The following is a 23,101-nucleotide window of genomic DNA, read 5'->3' on the forward strand; positions in this document are numbered from 1 at the left end:
CGGCCCGCGTCGCGTTCGCCGTCCCGACGGGGGGCCGGGCCCGCGTGTCGGTCGTCGACGTCCGGGGCCGGGAGGTCGCCGTGTTGGTCGACGGGGTCGTCGCGGCGGGCCGGCACGAGGCGGTCCTCGAGTCGGCCGGGCTCGCGGCGGGGGTGTACCTCGTCCGGGTCGAGGCCGGCGGGCGGGTCGCGACGCGCCAGGCCGCCGTCGTCCGGTAACGGGCGCCGGGCCGGGTGCTACCCAAACAGGCCCAACGGGGGCCGCCCCTCCGGGGGCGGCCCCCGTTGTTTTCGAAGCCTCCCGCCGGTCGCCTTTACACATTGTCCCCGGACCCGCGGTTGCGCGGGTGACGTCACGACAGGTATCCTGCCCGTGGTCGGCCACCCAGTGGTCACCTGATGGGGCTATAGCTCAGTTGGTAGAGCGCTGCAATCGCACTGCAGAGGTCAGGAGTTCGAATCTCCTTAGCTCCACACCCCAAGGGGCTCACGCTCACGCTGGTGCCCTCCGCGTTCGGGTACGAAGCGGGAGCGGAGGTCGGGGCGCTGGGGCACTCATTGAGGGGGGGGGCCGAGCCGAGGGCCGTCCGCCTCGGGCCGTGCGCGAAGCGCTTCCGCGGCGTAGCATCCGGGATCGCCCCACCCCGCCCGCATGGACTCGCTGCTCGGCTCGCTCGACTGGACCGTCGTCGCCCTCTACTTCGCCGTCGTGTTCGGCGTCGCCATCGCCGCCACGCTCCGTGAGCGACGGAGCGGGGGGGGCGAGGACTCCGCCGACTACTTCCTCGCCGGCCGGAACGTCGGGTGGTTCGTGATCGGCGCGTCGCTGTTCTCGTCGAACATCGGGAGTGAGCACCTCGTCGGACTGGCGGGCTCGGGCGCGACCAGCGGCGTGGCGCCGGGCCAGTTCGAAGTGCTGGCCTCAATCATCCTCCTGCTGCTCGGCTGGGTGTTCGTCCCGTTCTACCTCAAGAGCGGCGTGTTCACGATGCCCGAGTTCCTGGAGCGGCGGTACTCGGCCGGCGCGCGGTGGTACCTCGCCACGATCTCGATCCTGGCCTACGTCCTGACCAAGATCTCGGTGACCATCTTCGCCGGGGCCGTCGTGTTCTCGGCGATCGGCGTCCCCTTCTGGACCGGCGCGCTCATCGTGGTCGGCGTGACCGGCGCCTACACGGTCTTCGGCGGGCTCCGGGCCGTGCTCTACACCGACCTCCTCCAGACGTTCGTGCTCATCGGCGGGGCCGTCGCCGTCACGGTCGCCGGGCTCGGCGCCGTCGGCGGGTGGGGCGCCATGACCGAGGCCGTCGGGCCCGGCTTCCTCGATATGTGGAAGCCGATGTCCGACCCCGACTTTCCCTGGACCGGCATCCTGTTCGGCGCGCCGATCCTCGGCATCTGGTACTGGTGCACGGACCAGTTCATCGTGCAGCGGACGCTCTCGGCCAAGACCATCGACGACGCCCGCCGGGGCACGATCATGGCCGGCTTCCTGAAGCTGCTGCCCCTGTTCATCTTCGTCCTCCCGGGCATGCTGGCCGCGGCGCTCGTGGCGCAGGGGAAGCTCGAGCTCGGCGACCCGAACGAGGCGCTCCCGACGCTCGTCGCGGCGCTCCTGCCGATCGGCCTGCGGGGTCTCGTGGTGGCCGGCCTCCTCGCGGCGCTGATGTCGTCGCTGTCGAGCGTGTTCAACTCGTGCTCGACGCTCATCACGTGGGACGTCTACAAGAAGCTGAACCCGGGCGCGAGCGAGCGCCAGCTCGTGTGGGTCGGCCGGCTCTCGACGATCGCGCTCACCGTGCTCGGGCTGGCGTGGATCCCGTTCGTGGAGGCCGCCGAGGGCGGGCTGTACGTCTACATCCAGTCGGTCCAGGGCTACATCTCGCCGCCGATCGCGTCGGTCTTCCTGCTCGGCCTGTTCTGGTCGCGCCTCAACGCGCAGGGCGCCATCGCGTCGCTCCTGACGGGCCTCGTGCTCGGCGTGGCGCGGCTGTCGATGGAAGCCTCCGGCGTCGACGCCGGGCTCTTCACGGGGATGAACTTCCTCCACTTCGCCATCGCGCTGTTCCTCGTGTGCTCGGCCGTCCTCGTGGCGGTCAGCCTCATGACGGCGCCGCCGCCGGCCGACAAGATCGACGGCCTCACGTTCGGCACGGCGAGCCGCCCGCTGAGCGGCCCGGCCCAGATCGCCGTCCCGGAAAAGGTCCTGGCCTCGGACCCGGCGTGGCGCCGCGTCGACGTGATCCTCACGGCCGTCCTGCTCCTCTGCGTCGCCGCCGTCTGGATCGTGTTCTCGTAGCCGCCGGGCGCTGGCCCCTCGGCCTCGGTCGTCTCGTGCGGGACCCCACGGGACGACCGAGGCGGGCAACCGCACGCGCGGCGGCGGGTACGCCTCTCCCCTGCCCGCCCGACCGTGATCTACCGAAGCGCCCCCGACTACCGCCCCGCCCCAGACCGCTACGACGCGATGGACTACGTCCGCTGCGGGAGGTCCGGCCTGAAGCTGCCGGCCGTCTCGCTCGGGCTGTGGCACAACTTCGGCTCTGTCGACCCCTACGAGAACGCCCGGGCGATGGCGCTACGGGCGTTCGATCTCGGCATCACGCACTTCGACCTCGCCAACAACTACGGGCCGGAGGCCGGGTCGGCCGAGGTCACGTTCGGGCAGATCCTCTCGGACGACCTCGGCCCGTACCGCGACGAGCTGATCATCTCGACGAAGGCCGGCTACCGGATGGGGCCCGGACCCTACGGCGAGTGGGGCTCGCGGAAGTACCTCCTGGCGAGCCTCGACCAGAGCCTCGACCGGATGGGGCTCGAGTACGTCGACATCTTCTACAGCCACCGCTACGATCCCGACACGCCGCTCGAGGAGACGATGGGCGCGCTCGCCCACGCGGTCCACACGGGCAAGGCGCTCTACGCAGGCGTCTCGAACTACCCGCCAGAGCCAACCCGCGAGGCGGCCCGCCTCCTCGACGAGCTCGGCGCACCCCTCCTCATCCACCAGCCGAAGTACTCGATGCTCGTCCGCGACCCGGAGGACGGGCTGTTCGACGTGCTGGCGGACGAGGGCGTCGGCAGCATCGTGTTCTCGCCGCTCGCGCAGGGCCTCCTCACGGACAAGTACCTCGATGGGATCCCGGAGGACTCACGCGCAGCCAAGGCGACGGGCTTCCTCCGCGAGGACCAGGTGACCGACGACGTGATCGAGACGGTCCGGCGACTCCGCGAGATCGCTCGCGACCGCGGCCAGTCGATGGCGCAGCTGGCGCTCGCGTGGACGCGCCGTCGGCCGGAGGTCACCTCGACGCTCATCGGCGCCAGCCGGGTGGGGCAGATCGAGGAGGCCGTCGCGATGCTGAGCCAGCCGCCCCTCGACGACGACGAGGTCGGCGTCATCGCCGACATCCTCGGCTGAGGGCCGTGCGTTGGCTCGTCCCCTTCCTCGCCCTCGCCGCCTGCGCCGACACCCCGCAGTCGGTGACCGAGGCTCCGACGCCGCCCGCCTCGGTCGACCCGTCGGGTGCCCCCGGCCGGTCGCTCGACGGCGCCGAGGCGGGGCAGCTCGTCTACGTCCCCGCCTACTCCCACGTGTTCTCAGGCGACGGGGAGCGCGACCTCCTCCTCACGGCCACCCTCAGCGTCCGCAACGCCGACCCGGAGCGGCCGATCCGGTTGGAGGGCGTCCGCTACGTCGGCTCGGAGGGCCAGACGATCCGCTCCTACGTCGACGCGCCCCAAGCGCTCGGGCCCCTCGCGACGGCGTCGTTCGTCGTGGCCGAGAGCGACCGGGCGGGCGGCGTCGGCGCCAGCTTCCTGGTCGAGTGGACCGGCGGCGCCGGCGGGGTCCCGCCCGTCGTCCAGGCCGTCATGATCAGCACGGCCGGCCAGCAGGGGATCTCGTTCGTGACCGAGGGCCGCGTGGTCGCCGAAGCCGGTCAGCCGTAGATCGCGACGAGAGCGGCGCCCAGCGTGACGAGCCCGGCCCCGCCGAGCCGCGACCGCCCTGCGCCCCGCTCGCGCAGCAGCACGATGCCCGCGACGACGCCGAGCAGGATGCTCACCGACGAGAGGGCGATGACGTAGCCGGCCGGCGCCCGCTCGAGTGCGTTCTGGAGCCCGACCTGCTGGACCGCGTAGAGCGCGCCGGCCGCGGCCGTCCACCCGAGCCAGGACGTGGGGGAGGCCACCTCGGGCGCCGTGCGGAGGGAGCGGGGCAGGAAGGGCGCCGCCGCGAGGAGCGCGACGGCCGAGCCGAGCGCGAGCGTCACGGCCCACGGCATCGCCCCCGACGCCGCGATCCCGATCTTGTGGACGACGGCCGTCACGCTCCAGGCCAGGACCGAAACGCCGGCCCACCGGCCGGCCGGGTGCGTTGCGAGCGCCCGCAGCGGCTCCCAGAGGCCCCGAGCGCCCCCCAACCCCAGCACGTACACGCCGACGGCCACGAGCCCGATGCCCGCCAGCGCGCCGGCCGTCGGCTGCTCGCCGAGCGCGAGCGCCGCTCCCAATGTCACGGTGACGGGCAGAAGCCCGAAGAGGGGCGACACGAGCGAGAGCTCGCCCTCGCGGAGCGCGAGCGTGAACGCGACGGTCCCGACCAGCTCGAACGGGATCGCGATGGCGACGGCCCACACATAGTCCGACCCGACCGGACGCGCGAGGCCCGCGCCGACGACGAGCGCCAGCAGGAGCCCGCCACCGACGGCCCGATACGCCACCGTCGCGCCGACGGCACCCGCGCACGTCAGCGACCGTTTGAGCGCGAACCCCACGCCGGCCGCGCCGACCGCGGAGAGGAGCGAGAGCCAGATCCACATGGGCCGGAAGATGCGGCCGGAGTCGCGGCCAGGCCGCCAGCCCGCGGGGATTTCGCAGGGGACGGCTCAGGTGCCCCGGAGGAACTCCGCGATCCGCGCCGCCACCACCGGGTCGGCGAGGTAGCCGGCGATCCCGTGGCGGTTCTCGGTGAAGTTCTGGACGTCGCTCTTGTTCTCGATGGCGGGCGTCACGCCGAACGTGTGCTCGTCGAGCGGCGCCAGCGCCACGAGGTCGCGGTCGTCGTAGGCGTTGAACCAGTGGCCCACGCCCGGCGGCGACCTCAGCGGGGCGTCGATCTTCGACTTGATGGCCCGGATGCCGAGCGGCGAGCCCACCGTCACGAGCCGCGGGTAGGCCGGCGACGCGGCCCGGTTGTACAGCACGTTGTACGTGACGACGGTCCCGAGCGAGTGGGCCAGCACGACGCACGGCCCGTCGCCGAGGGCCTCCTGGACGACGGCGTCGATCTTCCGTCGGACGCCCCGGAACGTGAGGTACACGAACACGTCGCGCGTGAAGGCGTCGATCACCTTCGTGTTGAGGCCGGGGATCCGGTCGAGCGCCCGGAGCGCGCCCTGGACCCACTCCCAGTTGCCCGGCCCCTTCTCGGTCGCCACGTCGTCGACCTCTCGCCGGATGTCGGCGTCGTCCAGCTGCGCCCGCTCGGCGAGCTCCTGGAAGATCTGCCCCCGGAGATCGGCGTCCGCGCTGGCGTCCGGGTTGGGCCCCTTCGCGTTCACCTGCCGTCCCAACGGGGTGTTGACCTCCTCGACGAGACCCGCGAGGAGGTCGCCGTAGTAGGGGAACGCGACCTCGAGGTCGTCGGGGACCGAGGCGTTGGCGCGGGCGAGGCCGTAGGTGAGGGCGTCGAGCCACTCCTTCTTGAGGGCGACCGGGTCCTTGCCCTCCTGGGACCGGCCGTGGACCATGACGAGCTTCATGTCGGAACGGGTCGAGTGTGAGTTACCAGACGGTGCCGGCGGTGAGCGCCGCGCGGGCGATCTCGACGCCCTCGGGCGCGAGAGTCGTCCAGAGGGCGGGGATGACGTGGGGCCGGAGCGCCTCGTGGACGGGACGGTGAAGCGGATCGCCCGGGCTCAGGTGCGACCACCCCTGCGCGAGCATCGGCGCGAACGGCGCGACGTGGTCGAGCGAGACGGAGGCGAGGTCGAGCCCGCCCCGGACCGCCAGCAACAGCACGTCGAACGGAACCGGCGGCTCGTCGGCCTCCATGTAGCGGAAGACGTCGAGGGCCCGGTCGAGGCGGCCGGCTTGGGCGTAGCCGTAGGCTGCGTAGAGCCCCATGGTCGGGTCGATCCCCTTGAGCTGGCGGACCCGACTGGCGAACTGGGCCGCGTCCTCGCCCTCGGCCAGGAACCGGCCCTGCCGCGCCGCGGCGGCCGTGACGGCCTTCAAGCGTTCGAGCTCGTCGGCGCGGTGCTGGTAGTCCCCGTACCGCTCCGTCCCCTCCGACGGGACGTAGTTGACGCTCACGACCCGGCCGCCCTCGACCAACACGGTCCCGATGAACCCGGGAAGCACGGCGAGCACCGTGCCGGTCCCGTCGTCGAACGTGAGCACGAGCGAGGCCGGCTCCTCCCCCGCTCTCATCGGCCCGAGGCGGACGTGCCACCCCTCGACGCCGGGCGTGGAGCCGTCCTGGAACGGGTCGTCGGCGTGCCACCGGGACGAGACCGACGACGCCACGCCCGCCCCGATGACGGTGAAGCCCGTCCGCGTCTCGAAGTGCGGGCGGCCGCGGGCCCGGAGGAGCGTGTCGACCTGCCCGCCGAGGCCGAGGTCCTCGCCGAACTGCTCCATCTCGGAGGCCTCGTCGGGAAGCGCCCGCGGCGCGGACGCCGGCATGGGAGGAAGCTCGAACCGAGCTCCGAACCGCTCCTCGGCACGCCGGAACGTGGGCTCGGCGCCCGTCCCGACCGGACCGTGACCGCCCGCGCGCACCCCTCCGGTCCCCCGCGTGCCGCCATGGGTGGACGCGGGAGGCCGCGCTGCCCCCAACACGGCGAAGTACTTCGGGAGCGCGGTCTCGACACGGACCTCGGGGTCCTGAACCAGCGTCACGTTGACGCTCTCGGCGAGGAGCGGGACGGCCGTCTCGAGGTGCCGCTTGAGCTGGCGTGACGTGACCACCGACAGCCGGTCCGCCCCGACCTCCTGGAGCTCGGCGAGCGGGTTCGGCTCCAGTTCCAGGACGTCGAGCAGGCTGTCCGTAAACAGCCCGCGATAGGCGTCGGCCGCCTCGGCCTCGGGCACCTCGTAGGCCGGGTCGCCGGGCCGCGTCGCGTAGAACGTGTCGACCTCCCCCTGGGCCGGCGCCCGGCCGTCGTTGGGGAAGATGGCGCTCCCGTTCACGCGCCGGAGCTCTGGGCGGTCCGCCGCCGAGCGGCACGCGTCGGAGACGAACACGACGTGGGGGATGGCCGAGTTGCGGGCGTCGACGACGGCCTGCGTGAGGTTGACGGCCTCGCTCGGGTTGTACGGCGCGCCGGAGAGGAACCAGTGCTCGGCCCCCGGGGCGGTGAGAATCCCGTGGCCCGAGAAGTAGATGAGGAGCTGGTCGTACGTCCGTGCGCCGACCCACGCGGCGACCGCGTCGAAGAGGTCCGCCACGCGAACCTTCCGGTCGTCCTCGTCCGTGAGGAGGACGGTGTCACACCCCTGCCCCTTCGCCCAGGCCTCGAACTCCCGAGCTCCCTTGGATGCGGCCTGGAGCGGCATCATGCCGTTGGCCCGATCGACTCCGACGCAGAGAGCGGCCCGCTTGATCATGGTTCAGCGCAGAAGGTTGCCCCTCTCCAACGTAGGGCAACGGCGCCAAACGACCACCCCCTGGATCTCCAAATCCGTTCACTCCGGGATGCGCGAAGCCGTGCGGTCCCGCCCCGTCACCTCTCGCGTCGAACGGCCACGACCGTGAGGTCGTCGTCCTCGGCATCCGCCCCCTCGCCCCAGGCGTCCACGGCCGCGACGACGGCATCGACGAGCACGGCGGCCGTCGACGCATCGGCCCCTTTGAGCACACGGTCGAGGCCGACGGGGCCGAGCTCTTCGGCGTCGGGGTTGCGAGCCTCGGTGGCGCCGTCGGTGTAGAAGACGAGCGCGTCGCCGGGCGAGAGGTGCGCATGGGAGACGGAGAACACGGCGCCCGGGAGGACGCCCAGGAGCGGCCCGCCCGGCGCCAGCGCCTCGACGCCTCCCCCCGCCCGGAGCAGCCGCGGCGGCGGGTGCCCTGCCACCACCGACCACACGTCGCCCGACGGCTCGGCGACGGCCCACGCCAGCGTCACGAACTGGTGCGCCTCGGTGCTCGCGTGGACGAGCCGGTCGAGTTTGGCGGTCGCCGCCTCCAGTGCGGCCCCGAGGTCGGCGGCCCCGGCCAGTTCGGGGTCGACGAGGCGAAAGCCGGCCTGGAGCGTCGCCATCAGAAGCGACGCACCGATCCCCTTACCCACGACGTCGGCGACGGCGACGAGGGCGCGGCCGCCAAGGTCGGCGGCGTGGTACGTGTCGCCCGAGACGTCGCGGCTGGGCCTCCACCGCGCGGCGAGGTCGAGGCCGGGAAGCGCGGGCAGCGCCTCGGGCAGGAGCCGCGCCTGGACCTCCCGCGCGAGGCGGACCTCCTCCCGCATCCGCTCGCGCTCCAGCCGCTCCTCGACCCGGTCGGCGGTCTCGAGGGCGCCGACGGCAAGGGCCGCGAGCGCGGCCGTGAAGTCGGTCGTGTCGGCGTCGGGGGTCCAGTCGTCGCTGGCGAGGGCGGGCGGGCCGAGGAGGACGGCCCCGCGCGTGACGTCGCCGGCCCGAAGCGGGACGACCCACCGCCAGCCCTTGGCCACCAAGCCCGCGTCGTCGAGGGCCGCTGGCTCCGTGATTTCGCAGAGCGCCCGCGGGACCTCGATGGACTCGGCGCCGCGGGCGAGGACCGTGTCGAGCGGGCCGTCGGCGTCGGAGTCGCACAGCGCGACGGCGACGCGGCGGACGAGGAGTTGGCCCATGAGGGCGTACGCCAGCCGGTTGACGATGGCGTCGTGGTCGAGCGCTCGCCCGAACGCCTGCGCCAGTTCGAAGAGCGTCCGCAGCGCGTGGGCCCTCGACGCGAGGGCGCGGTTGGCGACGACGAGGGCCGCGGCCGACCGGCTGGCGGCCAGCGAGGCGGCCGTGGCGCCGGCCAGTGACCGCACCAACCCGATCTCGGCCGGCGCGTACGGCTCACCGCTCAGCTTCGGCCCGAGGGCGACGAGACCGATCCGTTCGCCGCCGTGAAGGAGGGGGGCTGCCAGCGTCAGCCCCGCTGCTTCGAGTGCGGCCGGCAGGCCGGTGCCCCCCGCCTCGGCGTCAGTCTGAATGAGGTCGCCCACGGCGACGTCGAGGCGGCCTTTCACGACCTCCACCCGGAGCCCGTCGTCCGTCACCACCGCGCCGACGGCTCGGGACGTGAGCAACCGGCTCATGAGGGCGAGCAGGAGCGCGCCGAGCGGGTCGTCGAGGTCGAGCGCGGAGTCCGTCGGGTCGTCGACGGTGCCGAGCGGAGCGGGGGCGGCCATGCCCGAAGCTAGCGCGGCCCTCAGGCCCGCTGCGGCCCCTCCTTCTCGAGGTGAATCACCTCGGCCTCGCTCATCTGCCCGTCCTCGACCCGCAGCCTCACGCACGTCTTGACCTGGTGGAACCCCTGGCGCCCCGCGGCGCCGGGGTTGAGATAGAGCATCCGCCCGAGGTTCGGGACGCGCTCGATGCGCAGGATGTGGCTGTGGCCACAGACGAAGAGGTCCGGCGGGTCGGCGCGGAGGGCCGGGCCGATGCCGGGCGCCCACCGCCCTGGCCGCCCGCCGATGTGCGTCATCCACAGCCGCACGCCGCCCACGCGGATCTTCACGTGCTCCTTGAACCGCCCGCGCACCGGCGGCCCGTCCACGTTCCCATACACCCCCACGACCGGCGCCAGCTTCTCGAGTCGATCCACCACCTCGGCGGGCCCGACGTCTCCTGCGTGGAGGATCAGGTCGACGCCCGCGAACACGTCGTCGAGTTCGGGGTGGTAGAAGCCGTGGGTGTCCGAGACGATGCCGAGGCGCACAGGGATGAGGGTGAGGGACGGGGAAGGTGCTTGCACGCCTCGCTCCTCACAACCCCAGGCCCTCGAATCCTCGCGATGCGCGATGGGCCGCTCTCTCCTCGAAACACCGGCTCCTTTGCCCGCCCCCTCACTCCCCGCCCCGGACGGCCCCTATCGCAACGTCAGGCGGAGGCCGACGCGGAGCTTCTCGATGCGCGGGCCGTGGCGGACGGGCTCGCCCTGGACGTCGGCCCAGGTAAACACCGGGACGCTCACGAACGGCGCCAGTTGGTAGTACGGCCGGCTGAACTCGACGCCCATCCGCATCCACCCGACGGCGCTCCGCACGCGGTCCGATGACTCCTCGGCGTCCTCGGAAAGGTCGTCGGTCGCGCCATCGGCCCCGCGAGCCTGGAGGATCGTGTAGTCCGTGGCCTCGGCCATGAGCCCGAACGCGACGCGGCTGCCGGCCGGGTCGAACAGGACGTTGTAGCCCCACGCCCCGCGGATCGACTGCCCGACGATGCGGGAGCGGACGAGGCCCGTCGTCCCGACGTTGAGGCGGCTGTCGGGCACGATGGGTTCGCCGGCCTCGTCCACGTCGAGCTCGCTGAGGACCGGGTCGCTGTACCCCGTGCGGAGGCGACGGATGCCGAGCGAGAGGTCGCTCGTGACCGACGGCGCGAGGGCCGTCTGGGAGAGGAACGCCACGTCGGTCTGGCGGAACCCGAGGCCGCCCTCGCTCACCGGGTCGACGGCGACGCGGATGGCGTAGTCGGTCCCCTCGTTGTGCCAGTACGGCTTGACGACGACCCAGCTCAGGCCCATCCGGCCGTTCTGGGCCGCCCCAGTCAGGTCGGCCACGAGCGCGAGGTCGACCTGGGGCAGGAGCGCGTAGTCAAGACGGGCGGAGAGCGAGAGGTCGCTGGGCGCCGGGGCGCCGGGCTCGACCCGATCGAGGAGGTCGGCGTCTCGGTAGGCCGCCTCGCCGGAGATCGCGAACCCGCCATAGAACCCGCGCCGCGCCGTCTCGCCGCCGTACGAGGGGTCGAGCGTTTGGAACGTGCCCTGGGCCACCGCCGGTGCCGCCATCCCCAACGCGATCGCAGCGAGCGCTCCTCGGATCGCGGTCGGGGTCATGGCAGAGGGGGCAGGTTCAGCGTGATAAATACGCGCGCAGGGAACGCACACGCAAGCGCGCACCCGCGAATAGGGCAGGCGCCTACACCTTCAGCCGAGCGCCGAGGCGGACGGGTAACGGACCGCCCGCCTCGGGCCTCGAACGCGCGGGGCTAGAAGCCCGGTTCCGCGGGCCGGCCGTCGCCGTCGCCCGAGGCGGGGGGGCGGATCACGCGGCGTTGCCCGCTCCGCGGCGGCATCGGCCGCTGGCGCCCCGAGGCGGGCCCATCCGGCGGGCCGCCCGGGCCCTCCGGGCGCCCGCCGCCGGACCGGCCGCCCGACGCCCGCTCCTGGCCCCCGCGCTGGGGGCCCGGCGTGGCGTTGCCGGACGTGCCTTGCGGAAGGTGCTCGCGCGGGATGCGAGGCGTCTCCGCGAACCGGCCGCGGTCGTCGAGCCGCACCCACGTAGCGGGGAGTTCATAGAGATACCTCCCGACGCCCCACTGGACGGCCGCCCGCTTCATGGCGCCAGAGAGGCCACCCTTGACCGCCTCGACCTGCGAGTTGTCGGCGCCGTCCCACTTCGTGACCCACTCGGAGATCGGCTGCCCGTCGGAGCCAGACCGCTCGACGCGGATCGAGATGCCACAGAGGACGCCGCCGTCGGGGCCCGGCTGGAACTCGTTGCGCCAGTCGGCCGGGCCGCAGACGTCGTCGAACCGCTGCTGGACGGCGCGGCTGGTGAGGTAGGCCATCGCGAGGCCTTTGGACTTGTCGCGCGTCGTCGCGCCCGGCTTCCACTCCACGTCGGAGGGCGGGAACGGGTCGGCGAGGCGGGGGAGGTCGGCGGCGTTCATGAGAGGACTGGAGGTTCTCCACGCAAGGTCGCGCGGGCGGGCGACACCTTTTTGTCACATCGCATCGACAGACGCACTCGGGCCGCCGCCTTGGTGGCGAAGGAATAAAAGCGCTTCCGACTCAACGACTGATCCGAAGCGCTTCCAATTCCTTGACTATCAAGGCACATCTCCTCTACTATCGACGACTCGTGCCCCCCATTTCGTCACCCACCTAAACAAATGAGGAAGGCTCTCGCCCTCGCCCTGCTCCTCGCACCGGCCCTCGTGCTGGCGCAGGACGCCACGCCGGACGCGGTTCAGACCAACCTGGACTACGTCTGGACGATCGTCGCCGCCGCGCTCGTGTTCCTCATGCAGGCCGGCTTCGCCCTGCTCGAGACCGGCCTGACGCGAGCCAAGAACGCCGCGAACATCATCATGAAGAACGTGATGGACGCCGCGGCCGGCTCCATCGTGTTCTTCCTCATCGGCTTCGGCCTGATGTTCGGCCCCTCCCTCGGCGGCTGGATCGGGACGGCCGGGTTCGGCCTGACCGGTCTCGAGGGCCAGGAGATGTCCTGGGTGTACACCTTCTTCTTCTTCCAGGCCGTCTTCGCCGCGACCGCCACGACGATCGTGTCGGGGGCCGTGGCCGAGCGGGTCAACTTCGCGGCGTACCTCATCGTGTCGCTCGTCATCAGCGGCCTGATCTACCCGGTCTTCGGGTCGTGGGCCTGGGGCGGCCTGCTCAACGGAGGTGGCTGGCTGGAGGGCCTCGGGTTCCTCGACTTCGCCGGTTCGACGGTGGTCCACTCGGTCGGCGGCTGGGCCGCGCTGGCGGGCGCGCTCGTCGTCGGCGCCCGCGCGGGCAAGTACGACGCCGACGGGAAGCCCGTCGCCATCCCAGGCCACAGCATCCCGCTGGCGGCGCTCGGCGTGTTCATCCTGTGGTTCGGCTGGTTCGGGTTCAACGCGGGCTCGACGACGGCCGGCACCACGGACATCGGGATCATCGCCGCCAACACGTTCCTGGCAGCCGGCGCCGGCGCCGTCGCGGCCATGGTCGTGACGTGGATCCGCGGCGGCATGCCGGACGTGGGGATGACGCTCAACGGCGTCCTCGCCGGCCTCGTCGGCATCACGGCCGGGTGCGACGCCGTCCTCCCGATCGGGGCCGTCGGCATCGGCCTGATCGCGGGCGTCCTCGTGGTCTACGCCTCGCTCTGGCTCGAGACGTTCGTCGACGACCCGGTCGGCGCGGTCGCCGTCCACGGCGTCTGCGGCGCGTGGGGCACGCTCGCCGTCGCCATCTTCGCGGCCGACGGGTTCAGCGTGGCCCAGCTCGGCGTCCAGGCCATCGGCGTCGCCGCGGCGTTCCTCTGGACGTTCCCGCTCGCCTTCGTCCTGTTCAAAGTGCTGAAGTCCGCGATGGGCCTCCGCATCGACGACGAGGTAGAGACGGGTGGCCTCGACCTCCACGAGCACGGGACGGTCGCCTACCCCGAGTTCCAGAACGCGGCCTACGCCGTCCCGGCCACTGCCGAGCCGGCTCACGAGCCCTCGACCAACGGCACCCACGCCCCCACCCCGGTCTCCGCCTGAGACCGGTCTTCCCCCCTGGTGGGCCAACGGCGGGGCCCGGGCGATGTCCCGGGCCCCGCCGTTTGTCGCGGCAGAGTGGCAGAGACGGCCGCCAGATCGGCACGAACGGTGTGGATCGGGTGAGCCTCGGGTAAAGGGTCGTATCCTGGGACAGCCCGGAACGGTTCTCGCCTCTGAAGCAGGCACCCCACGACCGGACCCATGCGCACGCCGACTCCTCCTGCCCCCTCCCGCCGACGCCGACTGGCGGCCCGAATCGCCGGGGCCAAGCGCCGTGCGATGGTCGTGACGAGCGCCGCGCTGCTCGCCGGCGGGGGCACCGCGCTGACCGTTGCGCCCTCGATTCTGACTTCGGACGCCCCGGCTGTGCCCGCCTCGGTGGCCGAGGCGCCGGTCGACGCCACGCCACCTCCAGCCACGCTCCTCCCGCCGGTCGCCCCGGTGAGCGACGTGCGTGAGGCGCCCGAGACGGACACCGAGGCGGGCGAAGCGATCGGAGGCGGCCGGGCGAGCTACTACGGCCGCGAACTGGCCGGCAACCCGACGGCCAGCGGCGAGCCGTTCGACCCGACCGCCCTCACGGCGGCCCACCGGACGCTCCCGCTCGGCACGCGCGTCCGCGTGACGCACGCCCGGACCGGCGAGAGCGTCGTCGTCCGTGTCAACGACCGCGGTCCGTTCCACGGCGACCGCGTGATCGACGTGTCGCGCGCCGCGGCCGACTCGATCGGCCTGACGCGTTCGGGTACGGCCGAGGTCGAGTTGGAGCGGCTGCCGAAGACGGGCGGCGCCCGGGGCTAAGGCACTTCCGCCTCCCCGGAGCGACGTCCGACAGTCTGCCGCACGGTGCGCAGTCGTGTCGGGCTGCCCTGCCACTCTCTCGGGGATCGAGGCTCAGACCGCGACGGATCGGCGCACGACGGCGCGTGAACCGTACTCGGAACGGCCTCTGCGTGTATGAGGACAGATTGATCTCTGGTTCCATGCACACACCCGACGACCCCCATCTTTCCTCTCGCACCTCGCACGGCAAGCGAGCCGCCGTCCGTCGACGCGTTGTCTCGCTGAAGCGACGCCTGAGGGAGAGCCGCAAACGAACCCGCGTCGCATCCGGGACGGCCGTCCTCGCGACGATCGCCGCGCTGGTTCTCGCTTTCCAGCCCGAGCCGGCGCCGCAGCCCGTCCCCCTCGGTTCGGGGCGTGCCGGCGTGTTCACCGTCTCGGATCGTGGCGAGCGGCCAGATCGAACGCCAGCCCGTCCCGCCGACCGTCCGACGGAGCCGGATGCGATGCGTGCTGACGCCTCTACGGAAGCTGACGCCTCTATGGAGGAAGGCGAGGCGAGCTACTACGGCGACGAGTTCGAGGGCCGGCCCACGGCGTCCGGCGAGCCGTTCGCCCAGGCCGCGCTCACGGCGGCCCACCGGACGCTCCCCATCGGCACGCGCGTTCGGGTGACGAACGTGTCGACCCAGGAGAGCGTCGTCGTCCGCGTTAACGACCGGGGGCCGTTCGCCAAGCGCCGCGTGATCGACCTGTCAAAGGCAGCGGCCCGCGAGATCGGGATGCTCGAGTCCGGGACGGCCCGCGTCCAGCTCGAGCTAGTGCGCGGGACTCACGTCTAGATCGGATCCTGTTCCGGCCGCCTCCGCCAGCCGCTGACGGAGCGCACCGACGTCCACGTTGCCGGGCGTGCCGGACGACGTGTAGGCCGCGAGCGCGTCCGCCTCGGTGGGCACGTCGAGGCGGTCGAGGTGGGTGCCGACCTCGCGGTAGGCGTCGCGGAACGGCGTCCCGGCCTCGACCCGCTTGAGCGCTTCGGCCGTCGCGAACAGGTCCGGCGACAGCGCCGCCCGCATCCGGTCGGCCTGCCACTCCACGCCCGGCAGCACGGCGGCGACGGCCGCCACGAGGTCCCGCGTCGCGCCGACGGCCCGCATCAGCGCCTCCTTCGTGAGTTGGAGGTCGCGGTGGTAGCCGCCCGGCAGGTTGGCCGGGAGCGTCAGGAGAAGGTGGAGCTCGGCCGTGAGCCGGTGCGCCGTCGCGCGGGCCAGCTCCAGCACGTCCGGATTCCGCTTCTGCGGCATGATCGACGAGCCCGTCGTGTGCTCCACCGGCAGTTTGACGAACCCGAATTCGGATGTCGCAAACAGGGCCAGGTCGCTCGCGAGCCGGTTCAGCGTGAGACCGAGTTGGACGAGGGCGTGGACGACGGCGCCCTCGGCCTTGCCACGCGACAGCTGGACGGCCGCGATCGCCTGCGTGCGCGCGAACCCGAGCCGCTCGGCGACGGCGTCGCGCGGGAGGTCGAGGACCGGCACGCCGTAGCCCGCCGCGCTCCCCCACGGCGACGTGTTGGCCCCGTCCGCCGCGGCGCGGAGGCCTTCGGTGTCGTCCGTCAACAGATCCGCGTAACCGGCGGCCCAGACGGCGACGGTCGTGGGCATGGCGCGCTGGCCGTGCGTGTAGCCGGGCATCAAGAGGGTCTGACCCGCCTCGGCGTGGTCGAGGAGCGCCCCGCCCACGTCGCGGGCGCCGGCGCCGATGCCCGCGAGCGCGTCGCGGAGCCAGAGGCGGAGGGCTGTGAGCACCTGGTCGTTTCGCGACCGGCCGGCGTGGATCTTCTTGCCCGCGTCGCCGAGCCGCGCCGTCAGCTCCCGCTCGATGACGGTGTGCATGTCCTCGTCCTCGGGCCGCACGACGACGTCGCCCGCCTCCCACGCTGCCCGGATTGCGTCGAGCGCGTCCGAGACCTCCGCCACCTCGGCCTCGGTCAACACGCCGACCTGCCCGAGCGCCCACGCGTGCGCCCGCGTGCCCTCGAGGTCGTACGGCAAAAGGATCGTGTCCCACCGCCAGTCCTCGCCGACGGTGAACCGCGTTACCCAGTCCTCGGCGGCCGTGCCTTTGTGCCAGATCGCCTGGCTCGAGGCTTGGGGGTCAGGGTTCGGGGCGTCGACTGGATCGGGCATGGGACAGCGGGCAGGCTAGACAAGAGAAGACTCCGAACTCACGACTCCGCGCTCGTGAAGTACCGCCGCGTGATGTCGGCGTAGACCTCGACGGCCCGCTCGAGCTGGTCGATCTCGACGTGCTCGTCGGGCGTGTGCGAGAGCTCGCTGCGGCCGGGGCCGATCTTGACGGCCGGAACGTCCGACAGGTGGATCCAGTCGGAGGCGGTGGGGCTGCCGAAGGGCTCGGCGTCGAGGCCGAGGCCGGCGAGCGCGGCGACCGTGGCGCGGGCGATGGGCGCGTCGGCGGGCGTCGAGCACGGGATGAGGCGGTCGGAGTAGACCTCGACGCGGCTCTCCAGCGCCCCGCGGATGAAGGAGGTCAGCTCGGCGTGCGTGGCGGCCGGCGTCGAGCGGACGTCGAGCGTGAACCGGCACCGATCCGGGACGACGTTCTTGGCCGTCCCACCCTCGATCAGGGTCGCCGTGAACGTCGGCTTGCCGAGGAGCGGGTCCGCCGTGTCATAGTCGAGCGCGTCGACCGCGAGGAGGTCGCGGGCGGCGACCGTCAGCGCGTTTTTTCCGAGGTGGGCGCGGGCGGCGTGCGCCGTCTCGCCGTGGGCCGTCGCGTTGAGGATGAGCAGGCCCTTCTGCGCGAGGCACGGCCGGAGCTCCGTCGGCTCGCCCACGAGCGCCGCGGTGGGCTCCGGGAGCGCGTCGCCGAACACGCGGGCCCGCATCTTCTCCATCCCGTTGTTCTCGGCGCCCGTCTCCTCGCACTCCGTCAGCGCGACGACGAGCCGCCCGCCCGACGGCGGCCGCCAGCCCGACTCGGCCAGTTCGACGAGCGCGGTCAGCATCGCCGCACCGCTGGCCTTCGCGTCGACCGCCCCACGGCCGTAGACGGCGCCGTCGACTCTCGTGGGCGAGAACGGCGGGTACGGGTGGCCCTCGCTCGGCGGCACCACGTCGAGATGGGAGCACAGAAGCAGCACCTCGTCGCCGTCGCCGAGGCTGGCCCACACGTTCTCGTCGAGCCGCCCCACGTCGAGACCGTCGACCTGGCGAAGCGTCATCTCGACGTAGTCGGCCGCCGCCTTCTCCTTGAACGAGAGCGACGGGATGCGGACGAGGTCGGCGTGGAGGTCGAGGACGTTCAACGGATCGGGTGAGTGAGGGCCGGACGAGGGGTGATGGGTCGGGATCGAGTCGGTCCGACTCGGTGTCGAGGCGGGCGGGGTCAGGGGACGACGGTGGTGCCGCCGCCGCCGGCGATGTCGGCCGGGGCGCAGACGCGGACGGCGGGCACGCCCCGCCGGAGCGCGGCGCGCGCGACCTCCAGCTTGGGCCGCATCCCGCCTGCGATCCAGCCCTCCGCCACGCCGGCCTCCACCTCCGCGGCCGTGAGCCGGTCGAGGCGGCTGTCGGGGTCGTCGGCGTCGCGGCGGACCCCGCCGGCCTCGGTCACGAGGTCGAGGCGGGTGGCCCCGAGCGCCGCCGCCAGCTCGAAGGCGACCGTGTCGGCGTTGACGTTGTACAGCGCGCCCGCGTCGTCGGCGCAGATCGTAGCGACGACGGGCGTGAATCCGGCGCCGAGGAGCGTCTCGACGAGCGCCGGGGCGACGCCGTCGACGTCGCCGACGTGCCCGAAGTCGACGGTCTCGCCATCCACGTCGCGCGGCGGCCGGCGGTGGACCCGGACGAGCCCGCCGTCGGCCCCGCTCACGCCAACGGCGCGGACGCCGGCCGCGCGCGCCGACGCCACGAGGCGGGCGTTGAGCTCGCCGCGGAGCGTCCACAGCATCACGTCGAGGTCGAGGTCGCTCGTCACGCGGCGCCCGGCAACGATCCGCGGCTCGTGGCCGAGGCGCCGTGCGAGCGCCGTCGCCTGCGGCCCGCCGCCGTGGACGAGCACGGCCGGCCCGCCCAGCGCCTGGACACCGGTCCAGACCTCGGCGACGGCCTCGGCATCGGCCAGGATCGCCCCGCCCAGCTTGACGACGACGGAACGGGAAACTCGGGGCTGAGGACTCTTCACGTCGGCCATTCCCTAGTCCCCGGTCCCGAGTCCCTCCAGTCCCCACACCCACTCCAGAACCGCCTTCTGCGCGTGGAGCCGGTACTCGGCCTGGAGCAGGTGGATCGCCCGCTCGTGGTCCAGCACGTCGCCGTCGACCACGACGCCGCGACGGACGGGGAGGCAGTGCATGAACGCGGCCCGGTCGGTCCGCGTCATGTCGCCGTTCGAGAGCCGCCAGTCGGCGTGGGACGCGCGCTGCCGCGCTTCCAGCTCCGGCGCGTCGTAGACCGTGCCGCCCGACCACGCCTTGGCGTAGACCACGCTCGCGCCGGAGAGCGCGTCGGGGCGGTGCGACGACTCCGTCACGGAGCCGCCGTGCTTGCTGGCCTCCTTCTGCGCGAGGGCGAGCACGTCGGCGTCGAGGCCGAACCCGTCGGGCCGCGCGACGATCACCTCCATCCCGAGCCGGGCCGCCATCATCACGGCCGAGTTCGGGACGGCGCGGGGCAGCGGCTTCGGGTGCGGGGCCCAGTGGAGCACGAACTTCTTCCCGCGCGGGTCGCCGACGTGATCGCAGATCGTCGCCGCGTCGCCGAGTTCCTGGCACGGGTGCCACCGCGCCGACTCGAGGTTGACGACCGGCACCGCCGAGGCGGCCACGGCGGCGCGGAAGGCGCGGTCCTCGTGGTCGGCCTCGTAGTCGCTCAGCGTCGCGAACGTCCGCACGCCGAGGGCGTCGACGTAGCGGCTCAGGACGCCGAAGGCCTCCTTGACGTGCTCGGCCGCGTCGCCGTCCATCGTCACGCCGTCGCGCGTCTCCAGGCCCCACGTGCCGGAGCCGGGCGTGAGCGTGACCGGGTGGGCGCCGAGGTGGGCCGCCGCGAGGTCCATCGACGCCCGCGTCCGAAGCGACGGGTTGAAGAAGACGAGCCCGAGCGCCTTGCCCGCCGCCGACTGTGTCCAGGCGCGGTGCTGGCGGTGCCAGAGCGCGCGGTCGAGGCACGCCTGCCAGGTCGCGGCGGGAAGGTCGGTCCAGGAGGTGAGGTGGTTCATCGGGGGAGCGGCAGAGGGGGTCGTCACAGTACGCCCAGGCGGCGCATGCCGCGGGCGACGCAGGGATTTATGCGTTCAAGACGTCCGCGAACCGGCCGAGGAAGTCGTCGACGTCGGCGTCGGGCGTCGTGAGCGGCGGCATGAGGCGGAGCGTGTCGGCCCGGCCGGAGGTCCCGACGATCACGCCGGCCTCGCGGAGCGCGCCGGCGACGGGCTTCGCCGGGCGGTCGAGCGACACGCCGATGAGGCAGCCGCGGCCCCGCACCTCCGTGACTCCGTCCACCTCGGCGAGCCCGTCGCCGAGGCGGGCGAAGAGCGCGACGGCCCGCGCCATGAGGTCGTCGTCGACGAGCTGCGCGAGCGTCGCCTTGACGGCCGCCATCGCCAGCATCCCGCCGCCGAACGTCGTGCCCTGGTCGCCCGCCTTGACCGTCGCCGCGATCGCGTCGTTCACGAGCACGGCGCCGACGGGGACGCCCGCGCCGAGGCTCTTCGCTAGGCTCACGAGGTCCGGCGTCACGCCGACGTGCTCGCCGTAGAGGAACGTGCCGGTCCGACCGACGCCCGTCTGGACCTCGTCGAAGATCAGCACGGTGCCCGTCCGGTCGCAGATCTCGCGGATCGCGCGGTAGAACTCGGGCCGGGCCTCGGTGATGCCGGCCATCGACTGCATCGGCTCGAGGATCAGCGCGGCGACGTCCTCGCCGGCCAGCGCATCCTCGACGGCGCCCTCCCAGCCGAACGGCACCCACGTCGTCTCGGGCAGCACGTCGCGGTACGGCGCGTGGTACGTGTCGCCGTAGGTCGCGGCCAACGAGCCCAGCGTCCGCCCGTGGAAGCCCTCGGAGAACGCGACGACGCGGTTCCGCCCTGTGACCGACCGAGCCAGCTTGAGCGCCGTCTCGTTGGCCTCCGTCCCCGAGTTGCACCAGAACGCGCGGCCCAGGCCGTCCGGCGCGAGGTCCACGAGCGCCTGCGCGGCCTCAGCGCGGACGGGGCTGTAGACGGCGTTGGAGTAGAACAGCATCTCGCCGGCCTGCTCCCGGATCGCCTCGACGACGCGCGGCGGACAGTGGCCCAGCAAGGCGACGCAGTGGCCGCCGTAGAAGTCGAGGTACTCGCGCCCCTCGTGGTCCCACACGTGCGTCCCCTCCCCGCGGACGAGCGCGACGGGCGGCTTGGCGTACGTCGGGAGCGTGACGGCGTCTTCGAGCGCCAGCGGATCGAGGACCATCGGTTGAGGGGGGATTGGGTGGAGGGAGCTTGGAACGGACAGGTCAACCGCTGGCGCCAACTCTCTCCCCTGTCCTCCCGAACGCAGTGACGGATCTCGCATCCGCTCGCGTCGCGCCCGTTTCAAGCGAAGCGGTCGAGTCCGGCGAGATCCTTCGCTCCGCTCAGGATGACACGGTGGCTGGGGTGGCGGTCGGCAGGGACGGCGCCTCCGTCGGGGCGGGGACGCCGGGCAGCAGCCCCAGCGCCTCGGGCCAGCCGAGGGCGAGGTTCAGGTTCTGGACGGCCTGCGAGGCCGCGCCCTTGAGCAGGTTGTCGAGCGCGAACCCGACGACGAGGTGCCCGTCCTTCTCGACCCAGCCGAGGTCGCAGAACGGCGTCCCGGTCGTGGGCAGCAGCTCCGGCAGTTCGCCCGGCGACAGGCGGACGCACGGACGCCCGCCGTAGGCCGTCTCGAACGCGGCCGTGACCTCGTCGAACGACGCGAGCGTCGCGACGTGGGCCGTCCCCCAGATCCCGCGCGTCCACGGGCCGCTCACCGGCACGAACTGGACGGTCGCCCCGCCGCCCAGCGTCTCGCGGACCTCCGCGAGGTGCCGGTGCGCCAGCACCTTGTACGCCCGGACGTTGCCATCACGGCGAGGGAAATGGGTCGTCGGCGAGGGGCGGGCGCCGGAGCCGGAGGCGCCCGTGAGCGCCGTCACGTGGGCCTCGAACGGCCCCTGCATCCGCGCGAACGGCCAGAGCGCGAGGCTGAGGCCGGTCGCGAAGCAGCCCGGGTTGGCAATCAGCGCCGCGCCCCGGAGCCGCCGGTGGTTCACCTCGGCGAGCCCGTAGACCGCCGCGCGCATCGCCTCGGGGTCCGGGTGTTCCAGCCCATAGACGGCCTCGTAGGTTTCGACCGAGCCGAGCCGGTGGTCGGCCGAGAGGTCGACGATCAGCCCGTCGAAGCCTGACCGGCGGAGCGCTTGGACGGCCGCGGCGCCCTGGCCGTGCTCGGCGCAGACGAACGCGACGTCGAACGCGGGCCCGCCCGCCTCGGCGTCGAGGTCGGCGGGGTCGGTGTAGGCGAGGTCGGTCTGGCCGCGGAGCTGCGGGTGCGTCGTGTGGACCGGCTGGCCGGCCTGGCTGCGGCTGGTGACGGCGACCGGCTCGACGAGCGGGTGGTTCAGAAGAAGCGCCAGCAGTTCGCCGCCGGCGTAGCCGGCGCCGTGGAGGACCGCGGCGCGGATCGGGGTCGGGGTGCTCATGACGAGGTCGGGATCACGCGGCGCGGGCCGTTGAACGAGAGCTTCGGCCCGCCGCCCGCCGCCCACGCCTTCCGCTCGGCGACGTCCTCGGCCACGAGGTCCGCGAGGGCGCCGGCCTCGGACCGCGCGTTGACGGCCGGGATGCCGAGCGACGTCTGGATGTAGCGCTTGCCCACGTCCGTGTCGGTCGCCGGCCCCACGACGACGCCGATCTCGGCGCGGTACCGCGTCCGGAATAGCTGATCGCAGGCCCACGCGCCCGCGAGGTCGGCCGCGGCGAGGACGTGCGTGGCCGTGAGCCGCTGGAGCTCCATGTCCTCGAGGATCTGGTCGACGCCGTACGGCCCGATCACGCCGTCGCCGAGCTCGAGGACGAGCGCGTCGGGCGGCGTGCCGTCGTCCGCCGTCGCGATCCGGTTGAGGTGGGCGATGATGCCCTTGGCGATCGGCACCATGTCGCGGCCGGTCGTGGCGACGGCGCCGGCCTGGAGGAAGCTGGCCGAGGCCACGGCCCCCTGCGCCACCATCGCGCGGACGTCGCGCTGGAGCGCCGCGCCCGTCAGCTTGGCCGCCGCCACGCGGAGCCCGCGCCCGGTCAGCTCGCCGACGAGCGCGGCGGCGGCGAACGTCTTGCCCGTGTTCATGGCCGTCCCCGACACCATCACGAGGGGGGCCGACTCGGTGAGGACCTCGACGGGGTCGACGGCCGTGTCCTGGATCCGCGCGTGCCGCGGCGGCTCGCCGGTGAGGACGGCGCCCAGCACCTCCACCCGCAGCGCCGGCCCGAGGTCGGGGTGCTCGGCCGCCACGCGCCCCAGAATGCCGCCCATGTTCTGGACGTGGAGCACGTCGCCCGGCGCGATGTGGCGCGGGATCCGCCCCGAGTACCCTTTCAATGCCTGCCGCTCGCCGAGCGCGCCGACGAGCGTCTGCCCTTTCGCGATGGTCCGGAAGACCCCGTCGGCGCCTTCGAGCTGGTTGTAGACGTCCTTGTCGTCGAGCGCGCGGACGGCGAGGCAGTACCCCTCCTCCGCCACGACGTAGGGCGAGACGCGGACCTCGTGGTCCAGCCGGCACGGCCCCGTGCTGCTGGCGACGTGGTCGACGGTGAGCGTCGTGATGGATCCGGTGGGCATGGCC

Annotated in this window: 21 protein-coding genes and 1 tRNA gene; 8 read left to right on the forward strand and 14 right to left on the reverse strand. The window is 73.0% G+C overall.

Translation table 11 applies throughout. From position 1 onward, the window contains the following. From BSZ37_RS21700 to BSZ37_RS00030, 5 genes are all read left to right on the forward strand, one after another. Positions 1 to 218, forward strand: a 218-nt coding sequence (locus BSZ37_RS21700) for a T9SS type A sorting domain-containing protein (RefSeq protein ID WP_179299402.1), incomplete at its 5' end; no start/stop codon positions are given. 182 nt (positions 219 to 400) lie between these two features. Then, positions 401 to 473: transfer RNA gene (locus BSZ37_RS00015), tRNA-Ala, on the forward strand. A 178-nt stretch (positions 474 to 651) separates the two neighbouring features. Further along, on the forward strand, positions 652 to 2,298 hold the full coding sequence (locus tag BSZ37_RS00020) for a sodium:solute symporter (protein WP_095508575.1): 1,647 nt from the start codon (positions 652 to 654) through the stop codon (positions 2,296 to 2,298). A 168-nt stretch (positions 2,299 to 2,466) separates the two neighbouring features. Further along, positions 2,467 to 3,420 (forward strand): aldo/keto reductase, encoded by a 954-nt coding sequence (locus BSZ37_RS00025; protein ID WP_095512261.1) that lies wholly within the window; start codon positions 2,467 to 2,469, stop codon positions 3,418 to 3,420. A 5-nt stretch (positions 3,421 to 3,425) separates the two neighbouring features. Continuing rightward, a complete protein-coding gene (locus tag BSZ37_RS00030; RefSeq protein WP_218830347.1) occupies positions 3,426 to 3,950 on the forward strand; it encodes a DUF3124 domain-containing protein in 525 nt (174 codons plus the stop codon). On the opposite strand, the gene BSZ37_RS00035 is transcribed toward BSZ37_RS00030, so the two are convergent. The 7 genes from BSZ37_RS00035 to BSZ37_RS22300 all read right to left on the reverse strand — a co-directional run bounded on the left by BSZ37_RS00035 (position 3,941) and on the right by BSZ37_RS22300 (position 11,870). Next, the gene (locus BSZ37_RS00035; protein ID WP_095508576.1) at positions 3,941 to 4,822 is read right to left on the reverse strand and encodes a DMT family transporter; all 882 of its coding nucleotides are present in this window, start codon (positions 4,820 to 4,822) and stop codon (positions 3,941 to 3,943) included. The genes BSZ37_RS00030 and BSZ37_RS00035 overlap by 10 nt on opposite strands. 66 nt (positions 4,823 to 4,888) lie before the next feature. Beyond that, positions 4,889 to 5,764, reverse strand: a complete 876-nt coding sequence (locus BSZ37_RS00040; RefSeq protein WP_095508577.1) for a hypothetical protein — start codon at positions 5,762 to 5,764, stop codon at positions 4,889 to 4,891. 22 nt (positions 5,765 to 5,786) lie between these two features. Then, positions 5,787 to 7,613 carry a caspase family protein gene (locus BSZ37_RS00045; protein WP_095508578.1) on the reverse strand — a complete coding sequence of 609 codons (1,827 nt, stop codon included), beginning with the start codon at positions 7,611 to 7,613 and terminating at the stop codon, positions 5,787 to 5,789. A gap of 116 nt (positions 7,614 to 7,729) precedes the next feature. Then, positions 7,730 to 9,385 (reverse strand): PP2C family protein-serine/threonine phosphatase, encoded by a 1,656-nt coding sequence (locus BSZ37_RS00050; protein WP_095508579.1) that lies wholly within the window; start codon positions 9,383 to 9,385, stop codon positions 7,730 to 7,732. Between the two features lie 20 nt (positions 9,386 to 9,405). Beyond that, a complete protein-coding gene (locus BSZ37_RS00055) occupies positions 9,406 to 9,915 on the reverse strand; it encodes a metallophosphoesterase family protein (protein ID WP_095508580.1) in 510 nt (169 codons plus the stop codon). Between the two features lie 150 nt (positions 9,916 to 10,065). After that, positions 10,066 to 11,034 carry a hypothetical protein gene (locus BSZ37_RS00060; RefSeq protein WP_095508581.1) on the reverse strand — a complete coding sequence of 323 codons (969 nt, stop codon included), beginning with the start codon at positions 11,032 to 11,034 and terminating at the stop codon, positions 10,066 to 10,068. 152 nt (positions 11,035 to 11,186) lie between these two features. After that, a complete protein-coding gene (locus BSZ37_RS22300) occupies positions 11,187 to 11,870 on the reverse strand; it encodes a Rad52/Rad22 family DNA repair protein (RefSeq protein WP_143537518.1) in 684 nt (227 codons plus the stop codon). Between the two features lie 222 nt (positions 11,871 to 12,092). On the opposite strand from BSZ37_RS22300, the gene BSZ37_RS00070 reads away from it, so the two are divergent. The 3 genes from BSZ37_RS00070 to BSZ37_RS00080 all read left to right on the forward strand — a co-directional run bounded on the left by BSZ37_RS00070 (position 12,093) and on the right by BSZ37_RS00080 (position 15,079). Continuing rightward, the gene (locus BSZ37_RS00070) at positions 12,093 to 13,454 is read left to right on the forward strand and encodes an ammonium transporter (RefSeq protein ID WP_095508582.1); all 1,362 of its coding nucleotides are present in this window, start codon (positions 12,093 to 12,095) and stop codon (positions 13,452 to 13,454) included. Between the two features lie 201 nt (positions 13,455 to 13,655). Continuing rightward, on the forward strand, positions 13,656 to 14,255 hold the full coding sequence (locus BSZ37_RS00075) for a septal ring lytic transglycosylase RlpA family protein (RefSeq protein ID WP_218830348.1): 600 nt from the start codon (positions 13,656 to 13,658) through the stop codon (positions 14,253 to 14,255). A 488-nt stretch (positions 14,256 to 14,743) separates the two neighbouring features. Further along, positions 14,744 to 15,079, forward strand: a complete 336-nt coding sequence (locus BSZ37_RS00080; protein ID WP_095508584.1) for a septal ring lytic transglycosylase RlpA family protein — start codon at positions 14,744 to 14,746, stop codon at positions 15,077 to 15,079. Here BSZ37_RS00080 and argH read toward each other — a convergent pair. The 7 genes from argH to BSZ37_RS00115 all read right to left on the reverse strand — a co-directional run bounded on the left by argH (position 15,056) and on the right by BSZ37_RS00115 (position 23,097). Next, on the reverse strand, positions 15,056 to 16,426 hold the full coding sequence (argH, locus tag BSZ37_RS00085) for an argininosuccinate lyase (protein WP_095508585.1): 1,371 nt from the start codon (positions 16,424 to 16,426) through the stop codon (positions 15,056 to 15,058). The genes BSZ37_RS00080 and argH overlap by 24 nt on opposite strands. A gap of 38 nt (positions 16,427 to 16,464) precedes the next feature. Further along, complete coding sequence (locus BSZ37_RS00090) at positions 16,465 to 17,565, reverse strand: M20/M25/M40 family metallo-hydrolase (protein WP_218830349.1); 1,101 nt, start codon at positions 17,563 to 17,565, stop codon at positions 16,465 to 16,467. Positions 17,566 to 17,645: 80 nt separating this feature from the next. Continuing rightward, positions 17,646 to 18,443: an acetylglutamate kinase gene (gene argB / locus BSZ37_RS00095; RefSeq protein ID WP_218830350.1), complete on the reverse strand. Its 798-nt coding sequence runs from the start codon at positions 18,441 to 18,443 to the stop codon at positions 17,646 to 17,648. A 12-nt stretch (positions 18,444 to 18,455) separates the two neighbouring features. Then, positions 18,456 to 19,478, reverse strand: coding sequence for an N-acetylornithine carbamoyltransferase (locus tag BSZ37_RS00100; RefSeq protein WP_095508587.1), 1,023 nt, complete (start codon positions 19,476 to 19,478; stop codon positions 18,456 to 18,458). Between the two features lie 67 nt (positions 19,479 to 19,545). Then, positions 19,546 to 20,712: an aspartate aminotransferase family protein gene (locus tag BSZ37_RS00105; RefSeq protein ID WP_095508588.1), complete on the reverse strand. Its 1,167-nt coding sequence runs from the start codon at positions 20,710 to 20,712 to the stop codon at positions 19,546 to 19,548. 163 nt (positions 20,713 to 20,875) lie between these two features. After that, positions 20,876 to 21,961 carry an N-acetyl-gamma-glutamyl-phosphate reductase gene (gene argC, locus BSZ37_RS00110; protein WP_095512264.1) on the reverse strand — a complete coding sequence of 362 codons (1,086 nt, stop codon included), beginning with the start codon at positions 21,959 to 21,961 and terminating at the stop codon, positions 20,876 to 20,878. After that, positions 21,958 to 23,097, reverse strand: coding sequence for a hypothetical protein (locus BSZ37_RS00115; RefSeq protein ID WP_095508589.1), 1,140 nt, complete (start codon positions 23,095 to 23,097; stop codon positions 21,958 to 21,960). The genes argC and BSZ37_RS00115 overlap by 4 nt, the downstream gene beginning before the upstream one ends. Between the last annotated feature and the right edge of the window lie 4 nt (positions 23,098 to 23,101).

Origin of the sequence: Rubrivirga marina (assembly GCF_002283365.1) — a bacterium.
Lineage (GTDB): Bacteria > Bacteroidota > Rhodothermia > Rhodothermales > Rubricoccaceae > Rubrivirga > Rubrivirga marina.